Raw genomic sequence first — 13,674 nt, forward strand, 5'->3', positions numbered from 1 at the left:
AGGCTTGAGGCCACGGCCGCGTTAGACGGCCTGTCACGGAGACACACCATGAAGCAGAACGCGCGCAAGCTCGAAGGCGAATTCGACTACATCATCGTGGGCGCGGGCACGGCCGGTTGCGTCCTGGCAAATCGCCTCACCGAAGACGCGGACGTGAACGTCCTGCTGCTCGAAGCAGGCGGCAAGGACGACTATCACTGGATTCATGTGCCGGTCGGCTATCTCTATTGCATCGGCAATCCGCGCACCGACTGGCTTTACAAGACACAAACGGAAGCCGGTCTCGGCGGCCGCGCGCTGTCGTATCCGCGCGGACGCGTGCTGGGCGGGTGTTCGTCGATCAACGGCATGATCTACATGCGCGGGCAGCGTGAAGACTACGACGACTGGGCGCACATCACGGGAGACCCGAACTGGTCGTGGGACGCGGTCTTGCCCGTGTTCAAACGCAGCGAGGATCACCACGGCGGCGAAAATGCCTGGCACGGCGCGGGCGGCGAATGGCGCGTCGAGAAGCAGCGGCTCAAGTGGAAGATTCTCGAAACGTTCTCGCAAGCCGCGCAGCAAACCGGCCTTCCCGCCACCGACGACTTCAATCGCGGCGACAACACCGGCGTCGGCTATTTCGACGTGAACCAGAAAAGCGGAATCCGCTGGAACGCGTCGAAGGCATTTTTGCGCGCGGCGATGAAACGCCCGAATCTCACGATCATCACCGGCGCGCATACGCAGCGCGTCGTGTTCGAAGGCATGCGCTGCGTCGGCGTGGAATATCGCGGCGGCGACACGGACTACATCGCGAAGGCGCGCAGCGAAGTGATCCTGAGCGCGGGCGCGGTCAATTCGCCGCAACTGCTGGAACTGTCGGGCGTAGGAAACGGGGCGCGTTTGCAGCGGCTTGGCATCGACGTCGTGCACGATTCGCGCGGCGTCGGCGAGAATCTTCAGGATCACCTGCAATTGCGCATGGCGTACAAGGTGGACGGCGTGCGCACGCTCAACACGCTTTCGGCGCACTGGTGGGGCAAGCTCTTTATCGGGCTGCAATATGCGCTGATGCGCAGCGGACCGATGTCGATGGCGCCGTCGCAACTCGGTGCGTTCGCGAAGTCGAATCCCGACGACGCGTCGATCAAGCGCCCCGATGTCGAATATCACGTCCAGCCGCTGTCGCTCGATCGATTCGGCGAGCCGCTGCACGCGTTCAATGCGTTCACGGCGTCGGTGTGTCCGCTGCGGCCGACATCGCGTGGCAGCGTGCATATCGACTCGCCGGATTCGCATCGCGCGCCGCTGATCGCGCCGAACTACCTTTCGACCGAACGCGACCGCGAAGTCGCGGCCAATGCGATCCGTCTCACGCGGCGCATTGCCGCCGCGCCCGCGCTCGCGCGTTACGCACCGCAGGAAATTCTGCCGGGCGTGGCGTTCCAGACGCAGGAGGAACTCGTCGCGGCGGCGGGCAAGATCGGCACGACGATTTTTCATCCGGTGGGCACGTGCCGCATGGGCGCGGACAACGATCCGGCGGCGGTGGTCGACAGCCGTTTGCGGGTGATCGGCGTGCAGGGCTTGCGCGTGGTCGATGCGTCGGTCATGCCGACTATCACCTCGGGCAACACGAACTCGCCGACGCTGATGATCGCCGAGCGCGCGAGCCAGATGATCCGCACCGACCGCCGCCATGCGCAAACGCACGAAGCGATAGTGACCGCTATCGCCTGACGCCGCGTTGCCGCGGCAATTTTCACGCCGCTCGGAGCTGCTGGCCGGGCGGCGCTTCGGCGTGTTTCAGAGCGTTGGGAATCGACGCAATCCACTAAGTGCAAATCCCGATGATTGCGCTGCATCAATGGCGCGACAATGGCGTCGGATCAGGTGATGCGCGGTAACACTCGCGCGTCGTTTGTGCAGCACGTCACAGCTTTGCATGCCCGGCGATTTCGGGAACCCTACGCGACTCGCGGCGCGCGCCGATCAAGCAAAATAGCGTGCCGTCGAGCGTTCTGCTCAAGCGAATCACTTCGCATGGAAGGGACATGATTCTCGGCGACACGATTCTGGAAACTCGCGGCCTGACGAAGGAATTCAAGGGCTTCACGGCCGTGAACGGCGTGAATCTGCGCGTGCGGCGCGGCTCCATTCATGCGCTCATCGGCCCGAACGGCGCGGGCAAGACGACCTGCTTCAACCTGCTGACCAAGTTCCTCGAACCGAGCGCGGGACAAATCGTCTTCAACGGTATCGACATCACGCGTGAGCGGCCCGCGCAAATTGCGCGGCGCGGCGTGATCCGCTCGTTCCAGATTTCTGCGGTGTTTCCGCATCTGACGGTATTGCAGAACGTGCGGATCGGCTTGCAGCGCCAGCTCGGCACTTCGTTCTCGTTCTGGAAGAGCGAACGTTCGCTCGACGCACTCAACGACCGCGCCATGGACTTGCTCACACAAGTCGGCCTCACCGATTTCGCCGATACCAAAACCGTCGAGTTGTCGTACGGACGCAAGCGCGCGCTCGAAATCGCCACGACGCTTTCGATGGAACCCGAACTCATGCTCCTCGATGAACCCACGCAAGGCATGGGTCACGAAGACGTAGACCGCGTGACGGCGCTGATCAAAAAAGTATCGACGGGGCGCACCATTCTGATGGTCGAACACAACATGAACGTGATCGCGGGCATCTCGGACACGATCACCGTGCTTCAGCGCGGCGAGGTGCTGGCGGAAGGCAGCTACGCGGAAGTATCGAAGAATCCGCTCGTCATGGAAGCCTACATGGGCAGCGCCGACGCGGCGCTCGCCGGAGCACACGCATGAGCACGGTGACGGAAGAGCGCCGCGCCTCGGGCACGCAGAACGCGGCGCGCGACGTACCCGCGCTCGAACTCGCGGGCCTCGCCGCGTGGTACGGCGAATCGCACATCCTGCACGGCGTCGATCTCAAGGTGAATCGCGGCGAAGTCGTCACGCTGCTCGGACGCAACGGCGCGGGCCGCACCACGACCCTGCGCGCGATCATGGGACTTACGGGCCGCCGCACGGGATCGATCCGGATCGGCGGGCGCGAGACGATCGGACTTTCGACGCATCGCATCGCGCATTGCGGCGTGGGTTATTGCCCGGAAGAGCGCGGCATTTTTTCGAGCCTGTCGTGCGAGGAAAATCTGCTGCTGCCGCCGCTCGTCGGACCGGCGAGCGAGGCCATGTCGCTCGACGAAATCTATTCGATGTTCCCCAATCTCAAAGAGCGGCGCGTGAGTCAGGGCACGCGGCTGTCCGGCGGCGAACAGCAAATGCTCGCGGTCGCGCGCATTTTGCGCACGGGCGCGAACCTTTTGCTGCTCGACGAGATTTCCGAGGGTCTCGCGCCGGTAATCGTGCAGACCCTCGCGCGCATGATCACGATGCTCAAAAGCCGGGGCTACACCATCGTGATGGTCGAACAGAATTTTCGCTTTGCCGCGCCGCTCGCCGATCGCTTCTACGTCATGGAGCACGGGAAGATCGTCGAGCATTTCAACGCGAGCGAGCTCGAAGCGAAGATGCCCGTGATGCACGATCTGCTCGGCGTATGACGCACAAAACGAGCGGACCGGCGCACGCGCGAAGCAGGACACAACAACCTATGGAGACTGCAATGAAGAAGAAAACGTTCACGCGCCTCTCGCGCCTTGGCCTCGCAATCGCCGCGCTCGCGATCGGCGCGAGCGCGCATGCGGCTGACGGCGCGACCGTCAAGATCGGCTATATCACCGATCTCTCGGGCCTTTACGCCGACATCGACGGACAGGGCGGGCTGGAGGCGATCCGCATGGCGATCGCGGATTTCGGCGGCAAGGTGAATGGCAAGACGATCGAACTCGTCTACGCGGATCACCAGAACAAGGCCGACATCGCGGCGTCGCGCGCGCGCGAGTGGATCGACCGTGACGGCGTGAACGTGATTATCGGCGGGACGAATTCGGCGACGGCGCTCTCCACCAACCAGGTCGCGGGCGAGAAGAAGATTCCGTACATCAACATCGGCGCGGGCGCGGATAACCTGACCAACGAGCAATGCACGCCGTACACGGTCCACTACGCGTACGACACGATGGCGCTCGCGAAAGGCACCGGCTCGGCGGTGACGAAGCAGGGCGGCAAGACGTGGTACTTCCTCACCGCCGACTACGCGTTCGGCAAGGCGCTTGAGAAGAACACGTCGGACGTGGTGAAGGCGAACGGCGGCCAGGTGCTCGGCACGGTGCGTCATCCGTTGTCGGCGTCGGATTTCTCGTCGTTCCTGTTGCAGGCGCAAGGGTCGAAGGCGCAGGTTCTCGGCCTCGCGAACGCGGGCGGCGACACCATCAACTCGATCAAGGCCGCGAAGGAATTCGGCGTCACGAAGACCATGAAGCTCGCCGCGCTGCTGATCTTCCTGACCGATATCCACAGCCTGGGCCTCGAAACCACGCAAGGGCTGGTGGCGACGGACAGCTGGTACTGGAACAAGGACGAAACCACGCGCAAGTGGGCGCAGCGCTACTTCGCCAAGATGAAGAAGATGCCGACGAGCCTTCACGCCGCCGATTACTCCGCGGTCACGACGTATCTGAAGGCGGTGCAAGCGGCCGGCACGACCGACAGCGACAAGGTCATGGCGCAGCTTCACAAGGCGAAGATCGACGATTTCTACGCGAAAGGTTATATCCGCGAAGACGGCAGCATGATTCACGACATGTATCTGATGGAAGTGAAGAAGCCGTCGGAATCGAAGGAGCCTTGGGACTACTACAAGATCACCGCGACCATTCCGGGCGAGCAGGCGTTCGGCACCAAGGCGGAGACGCGCTGCGCGCTGTGGAAATAAGCGGCCTGACTTAAGGCTCGTGACGCTCGGGCGCGCGCGGAGTTTCGGGCCGCCCGCGCCGACATCACCACTCTGACGGCAGATTCGATGGAAATATTCGGCATTCCGCTCGCCGCGATGATGAGCCAGTTGCTGCTCGGTCTCGTGAACGGCTCGTTCTACGCGATCCTGAGCCTCGGGCTCGCGGTGATCTTCGGCCTGCTCAACGTCATCAACTTCGCGCACGGCGCGTTGTTCATGCTCGGCGCGATGCTCGCATGGATGGGCTTCTCGTACTTCAACGTGCCGTACTGGGCGATGCTCGTGCTCGCACCGCTGATTGTCGGCGTGTTCGGCATCCTGATCGAACGGACGATGCTGCGCTGGCTCTACAAGCTCGATCACCTCTACGGATTGCTGCTCACCTTCGGCCTCACGCTCGTGATCGAAGGCGTGTTTCGCTCGATCTACGGCTCGTCCGGTCAGCCTTATGACGTGCCCGCACTGCTTTCCGGCGCGACCAACGTCGGCTTCATGTTCCTGCCGAACTATCGCGCGTGGGTGGTGTTCGCGTCGCTCGCGGTCTGCTTCGCGACCTGGTTCGTGATCGAGAAGACGCGGCTCGGCGCGTATCTGCGCGCGGGCACCGAGAACCCGAAGATGGTCGAGGCGTTCGGCATCAATGTGCCGCTGATGGTCACGCTCACCTACGGCTTCGGCGTCGCGCTCGCGGCGTTCGCGGGCGTGCTCGCCGCGCCGGTGATCCAGGTTTCGCCGCTGATGGGCCAGTCGATGATCATCACCGTGTTCGCGGTCGTCGTGATCGGCGGCATGGGATCGATCATGGGTTCGATCCTGACCGGGCTGCTGCTTGGCGTGATCGAGGGACTGACGCGCGTCTTCTACCCCGAAGCGTCGGCGACGGTCGTCTTCGTCATCATGGCGCTCGTGCTGCTGGTGCGTCCGGCAGGCCTTTTCGGCAAGGAAAAATGATGCAGAGAAAAGCGCTCTACGGCCTGTTGCTGATCGGCCTGATCGCCGCGCCGTTCATCGGCGTCTATCCGGTTTTCATGATGAAGGTGCTGTGCTTCGCGCTGTTCGCGGCGGCGTTCAACTTGCTGATCGGCTACACGGGGCTGCTCTCGTTCGGCCACGCGATGTTCCTCGCGAGCGCGGGCTACACGACCGGCTACGCGATCCAGACGCTCGGCTTCACGCCCGAACTCGGCGTGCTCGCGGGCACGCTGGCGGCGACGCTGCTCGGCCTGGTGGTCGGCCTGTTCGCGATCCGGCGGCAGGGCATTTACTTCGCGATGGTCACGCTCGCGCTCGCGCAGATGGTGTATTTCGTGTTCCTGCAGGCGCCGTTCACGCACGGCGAGGACGGCTTGCAAGGCGTGCCGCGCGGCAAACTGTTCGGATCAATCGATCTGAGTTCGGACTTGACGCTCTACTACGTCGTGCTGCTGGTCGCGCTGTTTGCGTTTGCGTTGATCGTGCGGACCGTGCATTCGCCGTTCGGGCAAGTGCTGATCGCGATCAAGGAAAACGAGCCGCGCGCGATCTCGCTCGGGTACGACACGGCGCGCTTCAAACTGCTGGCGTTCGTTTTGTCGGCGGGACTTGCCGGTTTGGCCGGCTCGCTCAAGACGCTCGTGCTCGGCTTCGAAACGCTCGGCGACGCCTACTGGACGATGTCCGGCCTAGTCGTCCTGATGACGCTCGTCGGCGGTATGAGCACGATGTTCGGCCCGTTGCTGGGCGCGGCGATTATCGTCGCGCTGGAAAACCGGCTCGGCGATATCGGCACCGCGCTCGCGAGAATCACTGGCGTGGACTGGTTTAATTCGCTCGGCGAATCCGTGACCATCGTGACGGGGCTGATTTTTATCGCGTGTGTGCTGGCTTTCAGGCGCGGAATTGTCGGCGAGATCGTGGCGCGGGTAAAACCGTTGCAAGGCTGATTGATTAGTTTGTGATCCAAACTAATCAATGAACGCCCGATTTTGGTTCGGTCCGTTTAATGCTGAAGAGCGTTTAAAAGCGCCCATTTACGGTGCATCATGCACCATCAGGGTAAATGCTAGGTTGTCGTGCTTCATTGCACAATTTAAGATGCGTCCTAGTTCTGTTGCACCCCGATTTTTTGAGGTGGAGAACGAGGAGACAACGAGGCACCAAGTGCCCGAAACGGAAAGCGCTGTTGGATGATTCCAACAGCGCTTTTTTAATTGGTTTTCTGCATTGCCGCATGAATTCCCCGGCCGCGTTTAATTGAGTTCGGTGCGCGATTCCGGCACGCCGCATTAAGTTGTATTCGAATGTTTCGAAGGCATTTAGCAAATTAATTCTGGGCCGTTTTCTCGATGCGGCGAACCCTCCAAAATGCTTGCTCCGCGCGACGCCGGTCCGCTACACTCGCCATTCGCCGACTGTTTGGTCGGTGATTAAACTGGCTTATAAAATCAGTTTTGCTTGATGACTTCACGGGGTTTATTTCAATGAAGCTGGGATTGGGTTTTGAGTCGCGCTTTGAGTCGCGATTTGGACGGCGCTGGATTGCCGCGACGATATTCGCTGCGAGTGCGGCGGCAATGACGAGCACTGCAGCTTTTGCCGATATTAAGATTGGCGTGACCGTTTCGGCGACCGGCCCGGCGGCATCGCTCGGTATTCCCGAGAAAAACACCATCGCATTGCTGCCGAAGGAAATCGCGGGGCAAAAGGTCGAATACATCGTGCTCGACGACGCCACGGATTCGACTCAAGCCGTAAAGAACGCACGCAAGCTGACGAGCGAAGATCACGTCGACGCGCTGATCGGCTCGACCGTCGTGCCGAACTCGCTCGCGATGATCGACGTCGCGGCCGAAACCACCACACCGATGATCTCGATGGCGGCCGCCGCGAGCATCGTGGAACCGATGGATGCCAAGCGCGCGTGGGTCTTCAAGACGCCGCAGAACGACATCCTGATGGCGACCGCGATCGCGCAGCATATGTCGAATCATGGCGTGAAGACGGTGGCGTTCATCGGCTTCAGCGACGCCTACGGCGAGAGCTGGTTCAAGGAGTTCACCAAGGCCGCCGATCTCGCGAAGGTGAAAGTGGTCGCGAACGAGCGGTTCGCGCGCAACGACGCGTCGGTCACGGGCCAGGTGCTCAAGATGATGTCGCAGAACGCCGACGCGGTGTTGATCGCGGGCGCGGGGACGCCGGCTGCGCTGCCGGAAAAGACGCTGAAGGAACGCGGTTATAAAGGCCGCATCTACCAGACGCACGGCGTGGCAAACAACGACTTCCTGCGCGTGTGCGGCAAGGATTGCGAAGGGACGTTCCTGCCGGCTGGGCCGCTGCTCGTCGCCGATCAGTTGCCGGATTCGAACCCGGTGAAGAAGGCCGCGCTGACCTATAAGAAAGCCTACGAAACCGCTTATGGCGCGGGCTCGGTCTCGACCTTCGGTGGTCATGCGTGGGACGCGGGCCTGCTGTTACAGCACGCGGTGCCGATCGCACTGAAGAAGGGCCAGCCCGGCACGCCGGCGTTTCGCGAGGCGTTGCGCGCGGCGATCGAAGGCACGAAAGATCTGCCGGTTTCGCACGGTATCGTCAACATGAGCGCGAACGACCACTCCGGACTCGATCAGCGCGCGCGGGTGATGGTGCAGATCGTCGGCGGCAAGTGGAAGCTCGAGAACAACTGACGGGCTGCCCGTGAAATGAAATTGAACAAAGGCGCGTTGCTTTCGACGCGCCTTTTTTTGTGCGCTGACTTTGAGCTAGATGAAACATCGCGCCTTGGGCGTGACGACGGGTGTTCGGAGACAAGAATGGAACGGATAAAAAAGTTGGCCCGCGCGAGCGTCGCGCTGGCAATCGCGAGCGGCGCAATGTGCGCGGCGAGCGGGGCGTTTGCTCAGGTCAAGATCGGCGTGACGCTGTCGGCTACCGGCCCGGCGGCATCGCTCGGGATTCCCGAGAAAAATACGATCGCGTTGCTGCCGAAGGAAATAGGCGGCAAGACCGTGGAGTACATCGTGCTCGACGACGCCACCGATTCCAGCCGCGCGGTGCAGAACACGCGCAAGCTGATCGACGAAGATCACGTCGATGCGATCATCGGATCGACCGTCACGCCGAATTCGCTCGCGATGATCGACGCGGCGTCGCAATCCAAAACGCCGATGATTTCGATGGCGGCTTCCGCGTCGATCATCGCGCCGATGGACGCGAAACGCGCCTGGGTTTTCAAGACGCCGCAAAACGACAGCCTGATGGCCGACGCGATCGCGGCGCACATGGAAAGGCGCGGCGTGAAGACGGTGGGCTTCATCGGTTTCGCGGATGCCTATGGCGACGGCTGGTACAGCGTGTTTAATGCGGCGGCGTCGGCGCACAAGCTGAAGATCGTCGCGAACGAGCGCTATAACCGCCCGGATACGTCCGTCACGGGCCAGGTGTTGAAGACGATGGCCGCGAACCCGGACGCGGTGTTGATCGCCGGTGCGGGCACGCCGGCGGCGCTGCCGGCGAAGACGTTGAAGGAGCGCGGCTACAAGGGCCGCGTCTACCAGACGCACGGCGTGGCGAATAACGACTTCCTGCGCGTCTGCGGCAAGGATTGCGAAGGTGAAATGCTGCCGGCGGGGCCGATTCTCGTGACAGAGCAACTGCCCGTCGGCAATCCGGTGAAGAAGTCGTCGTCGGCGTATAAAAACGCTTACGAGAAAGCCTACGGCGCGGGATCGGTATCGACGTTCGGCGGCCACGCGTGGGACGCGGGCCAGATGCTCCAGCGCGCGATTCCCGAAGCGTTGAAGAAAGGGCAGCCGGGCACGACGGCGTTCCGCGAAGCATTGCGCGCGGCGCTGAAAAACATGAAGGACCTTCCGGTCGCGCACGGCATCATGAACACGACGGCCGCCGATCACAACGGGTTCGACGACCGCGCGCGCGTGATGGTGCAGATCGTCGATGGAAAGTGGAAGTTGCAGAACGATTGACGCGGTAGCGTTCCGAGGTTTCACCGAGTGCCGCGGCGCGTCGTCAGTTTCGACGCGCCGCTTCATCATGTTCAACGGGCTCATTCGGCAGCCCGCCTGAATCAAGTAGCTTTCAAGAGGAAGTATGGACTTATCGATTGCGGCGATTCTCGCGCAGGACGGGATCACCACGGGCGCGATCTACGCGCTCCTCGCGCTCGCGCTGGTGCTCGTGTTCTCCGTGACGCGCGTCATTTTCATTCCGCAGGGCGAGTTCGTCGCGTACGGCGCGCTCACGCTGGCCGCGCTCCAATCGCAAAAGCTGCCGGCGACGTGTTTCTTGCTGATCGCCATGGGCGCAGGCTGTTTCCTGGCCGAGTTGGCGGGCGTGATTCGGCATCCGTCACGGTATCGGCATATTGCACGGACGCTCGCCACGCAGGCGGCCAAATACGTGCTGTTTCCGCTGGCGGTGTACGCGCTGACGCAGGCCGTCTTCATGCAGACGCTGCCGATGATCGCGCAAATCGCGCTCACGCTCTTGATCGTCATTCCGATGGGACCGTTCGTGTATCGCCTGGCTTATGAGCCGATTGCGGAGGCGAGCACGTTGTTGCTGTTGATCGTCGCGGTCGCGGTGCATTTCGCGATGGTCGGCCTCGGCCTCGTGATGTTCGGCGCGGAAGGGTCGCGCACGGCCGCGTTCTCCGATGCCACGTTCAACATCGGCGCGATGTCGGTGTCCGGTCAGAGCGTGTGGGTGGTCGGCACGGCGGCTGTGTTGATCGTCGCGCTGTATTTCTACTTCGACCGCTCGATCTCCGGCAAGGCGTTGCGCGCGACCTCGGTGAACCGGCTCGGCGCGCGGCTGGTGGGTATCGGCACGACGCAGGCGGGCCGTCTTGCGTTCACGCTCGCGGCGGGCCTGGGCGCGCTCTGCGGCGTCCTGGTCGCGCCGATCACCACCATTTACTACGACTCGGGCTTCCTGATCGGGCTGAAGGGTTTTGTCGGGGCGATTGTCGGCGGTCTGGTGAGTTATCCGCTCGCGGCGGCCGGGTCGCTGCTGGTCGGGCTGCTGGAGTCTTATTCGTCGTTCTGGGCGAGCGCTTATAAAGAGGTGATCGTCTTCACGCTGATCATTCCGGTGCTGCTGTGGCGAAGCCTGGCGAGCCCGCACGCGGATGAGGACGAGGAATAATCCGATGAAACACTTGATGCGAAACAAGATTTTCTGGGTCTTTTTATTCGTCGTTTTTGCGCTTCCGGTGCTGCCGCAACCGATCCGGGTGCCCGAATATTGGGTCACGCTGCTGAACTACATCGGCTTGTATTCGATTGTCGCGATCGGGCTCGTGCTGCTCACCGGTATCGGCGGGATGACGAGCTTTGGCCAGGCGGCGTTCGTCGGCGTCGGCGCTTATACGACGGCGTACTTGACGACGCAATTCGGTCTTTCGCCGTGGCTCGCGCTGGTTGCTGGTGTCGTGCTGACGGCGGGAATCGCTTTGTTGCTCGGCCTGATCACGATGCGGCTTTCCGGCCATTTCCTGCCGCTCGGCACGATCGCGTGGGGGCTTTCGCTGTTTTATCTGTTCGGCAATCTGGACTTTCTCGGCAAGTACGACGGCATCAACGGAATTCCGGTCTTGAACGTATTCGGCTGGCATCTGGAATCCGGCCGCAGCATTTACTACCTGATCTGGGTGGTCGTTTTGCTGGCGGTGGTTTCTGTTCAGAATCTGCTTAATAGCCGACCGGGCCGCGCGATCCGTGCGCTGCGCGGCGGCGGCACGATGGCCGAAGCGATGGGCGTCAACACGGCGTGGATGCGCGTCGTGATTTTTGTGTACGCAGCGGTGTTGGCGTCGATCTCCGGTTTCCTCTACGCGCATTTGCAGCGCGCGGTGAATCCGACGCCGTTCGGCTTGAATCACGGAATCGAATTCCTGTTCATGGCTGTGGTCGGTGGTGTTTCGCATGTGTGGGGCGCGGTGCTGGGCGCAACCATCCTCACGGTTCTTCAGGATTATCTGCAGACGTGGCTGCCGAGGCTTCTCGGCGCTAATGGAAACTTCGAGGTGATTGTATTTGGCGTGTTGATGGTGCTGCTGCTTCAGTACGCGCGCCAGGGCGTGTGGCCATTCTTCGCGAGGCTCTTTCCGAGCGGTCCGCGCGCGCGCATTCCTGAGCATGCCGATGTTTTGCCGCAACGCAGCAAGCCGCCGGTCGGCGTGCCGCTTCTAGTCGTCGATAAGGCTCGCAAGGAATTCGGTGGGCTTGTCGCTGTAAATGACGTGAGCTTTGAGGTGAAAGCGGGCGAGATTGTCGGATTGATCGGCCCGAACGGCGCGGGGAAATCCACAACATTCAACCTCGTCACAGGCGTGCTGCAACCGACAAGCGGCGCGATTACGTTCCAGGGCAATCGTATCGATGCATTGGTTTCACGTGAAATCGTCAAGCGGGGAATTGGGCGGACCTTCCAGCATGTCCGGTTAATGCCGGGTATGACCGTGCTTGAGAATGTAGCCATTGGCGCGCATCTGCGTGGGCGGACGGGAGTTTGGCGAAGTATCGCCAAACTCAATGGAAACGAGGAAGCGCGGTTGATGGCAGAGGCCGCACGCCAGATCGATCGCGTGGGTCTGAGAGACCATCTTTACGACGATGCGGGCAGTCTGGCGCTCGGCCAACAGCGCATTCTGGAGATTGCGCGTGCGCTGTGCTGCGATCCGACGCTGCTACTGCTCGACGAACCGGCAGCCGGATTGCGCTATCAGGAGAAACAGCAACTCGCCGGGTTGCTCCGGAAGCTTAAGGCAGAAGGGATGAGCGTGCTGCTTGTTGAGCACGATATGGATTTCGTGATGAATCTGACGGATCGGCTTGTCGTCATGGAGTTTGGCACGCGGATCGCCGAAGGGTTACCCGAGGACGTTCAGAAGAATCCTGCAGTGCTTGAGGCATATTTAGGCGGGGTGGAATGATGGCGCAGATGCAGGGCGGCGTATCGCCGATTTTGGAAGTGAGCGGATTGTCGGTGCGTTACGGCAAGGTCGAGGCGTTGCACGACGGCAAACTAACGGTGGGCGCGGGGCAAATCGTTTCGGTTATTGGGCCGAACGGTGCGGGAAAATCCACGCTCCTCAACGCGATTATGGGTGCGCTCCCGCCAACGGGTTTCGCTAAGGGCTCGATCCGCTATCTCGACGACGAAATCTCGGCGCTCGCCATCGAAAAACGTGTTTCACGTGGAATGTGCCTTGTACCGGAGAAACGCGAACTGTTTGCCACCATGTCGGTTGAGGACAATCTGGTCTTGGGCGCATATCGGCGAAAGCGGGCAGGGGAGCGAAACTTCCTCGATCAACTCGAGCACGTCTTTGGATTGTTTCCGAGGCTGAAAGAACGACGTAAGCAAGCGGCCGGAACGCTCTCGGGCGGAGAGCGTCAGATGTTGGCCGTCGGACGGGCGTTGATGGGCAAACCGCAATTGCTGATGCTTGATGAACCGAGCCTCGGACTAGCGCCGTTAATCGTGAAGGAGATCTTCCATATCGTCAGCGCGCTCAAGCAAACGGGTGTCGCTACGCTTTTGATCGAGCAAAACGCTCGGGCAGCGTTGCAAATCTCTGACTACGGTTATGTGCTGGAGACCGGCGAGTTTGCGCTGGAGGGCGATGCGCAGGACCTCGCGCACAATCCGCGCGTCATCGAAACGTATCTCGGGCTTGCGAAGAAGTCAGCCTGAACGAACGAAAGCACCGTTGAACATGGGCGTGTTTCACGTGAAACACGCCCTTTTTTTATCGTTAGCCGTTCGGCCTAAATTCGGGCCGAAAGCTATAGCGTTATAATT

Annotated in this window: 11 protein-coding genes; all 11 read left to right on the plus strand. The window is 61.4% G+C overall.

All coding sequences use genetic code 11. From position 1 onward, the window contains the following. Positions 1–48 precede the first annotated feature (48 nt). The 11 genes from AC3D25_RS15860 to AC3D25_RS15910 all read left to right on the plus strand — a co-directional run bounded on the left by AC3D25_RS15860 (position 49) and on the right by AC3D25_RS15910 (position 13,566). Entirely contained in the window at positions 49–1,725 is a 1,677-nt protein-coding gene (locus AC3D25_RS15860; protein ID WP_488889309.1) for a GMC family oxidoreductase, read from the plus strand. Positions 1,726–2,039: 314 nt separating this feature from the next. Continuing rightward, positions 2,040–2,819: an ABC transporter ATP-binding protein gene (locus AC3D25_RS15865; protein WP_488889310.1), complete on the plus strand. Its 780-nt coding sequence runs from the start codon at positions 2,040–2,042 to the stop codon at positions 2,817–2,819. Beyond that, entirely contained in the window at positions 2,816–3,577 is a 762-nt protein-coding gene (locus AC3D25_RS15870; protein WP_488889311.1) for an ABC transporter ATP-binding protein, read from the plus strand. Before AC3D25_RS15865 ends, AC3D25_RS15870 begins: the two co-directional genes overlap by 4 nt. A gap of 62 nt (positions 3,578–3,639) precedes the next feature. After that, positions 3,640–4,851 carry an ABC transporter substrate-binding protein gene (locus tag AC3D25_RS15875; protein WP_488889312.1) on the plus strand — a complete coding sequence of 404 codons (1,212 nt, stop codon included), beginning with the start codon at positions 3,640–3,642 and terminating at the stop codon, positions 4,849–4,851. An 87-nt stretch (positions 4,852–4,938) separates the two neighbouring features. Next, positions 4,939–5,823 (plus strand): branched-chain amino acid ABC transporter permease, encoded by an 885-nt coding sequence (locus tag AC3D25_RS15880; protein ID WP_488889313.1) that lies wholly within the window; start codon positions 4,939–4,941, stop codon positions 5,821–5,823. Beyond that, complete coding sequence (locus AC3D25_RS15885; RefSeq protein WP_488889714.1) at positions 5,823–6,794, plus strand: branched-chain amino acid ABC transporter permease; 972 nt, start codon at positions 5,823–5,825, stop codon at positions 6,792–6,794. Before AC3D25_RS15880 ends, AC3D25_RS15885 begins: the two co-directional genes overlap by 1 nt. A 630-nt stretch (positions 6,795–7,424) precedes the next feature. Further along, positions 7,425–8,534 carry an ABC transporter substrate-binding protein gene (locus AC3D25_RS15890; RefSeq protein ID WP_488889314.1) on the plus strand — a complete coding sequence of 370 codons (1,110 nt, stop codon included), beginning with the start codon at positions 7,425–7,427 and terminating at the stop codon, positions 8,532–8,534. A gap of 126 nt (positions 8,535–8,660) precedes the next feature. Beyond that, on the plus strand, positions 8,661–9,833 hold the full coding sequence (locus AC3D25_RS15895) for an ABC transporter substrate-binding protein (protein WP_488889315.1): 1,173 nt from the start codon (positions 8,661–8,663) through the stop codon (positions 9,831–9,833). A 124-nt stretch (positions 9,834–9,957) separates the two neighbouring features. Beyond that, complete coding sequence (locus AC3D25_RS15900; RefSeq protein WP_488889316.1) at positions 9,958–11,013, plus strand: branched-chain amino acid ABC transporter permease; 1,056 nt, start codon at positions 9,958–9,960, stop codon at positions 11,011–11,013. Positions 11,014–11,017: 4 nt separating this feature from the next. After that, positions 11,018–12,802, plus strand: a complete 1,785-nt coding sequence (locus AC3D25_RS15905) for a branched-chain amino acid ABC transporter ATP-binding protein/permease (RefSeq protein WP_488889317.1) — start codon at positions 11,018–11,020, stop codon at positions 12,800–12,802. Next, entirely contained in the window at positions 12,802–13,566 is a 765-nt protein-coding gene (locus AC3D25_RS15910; RefSeq protein ID WP_488889715.1) for an ABC transporter ATP-binding protein, read from the plus strand. Before AC3D25_RS15905 ends, AC3D25_RS15910 begins: the two co-directional genes overlap by 1 nt. Positions 13,567–13,674 lie beyond the last annotated feature (108 nt).

It is taken from the genome of Caballeronia sp. SL1002 (genome assembly GCF_057814995.1).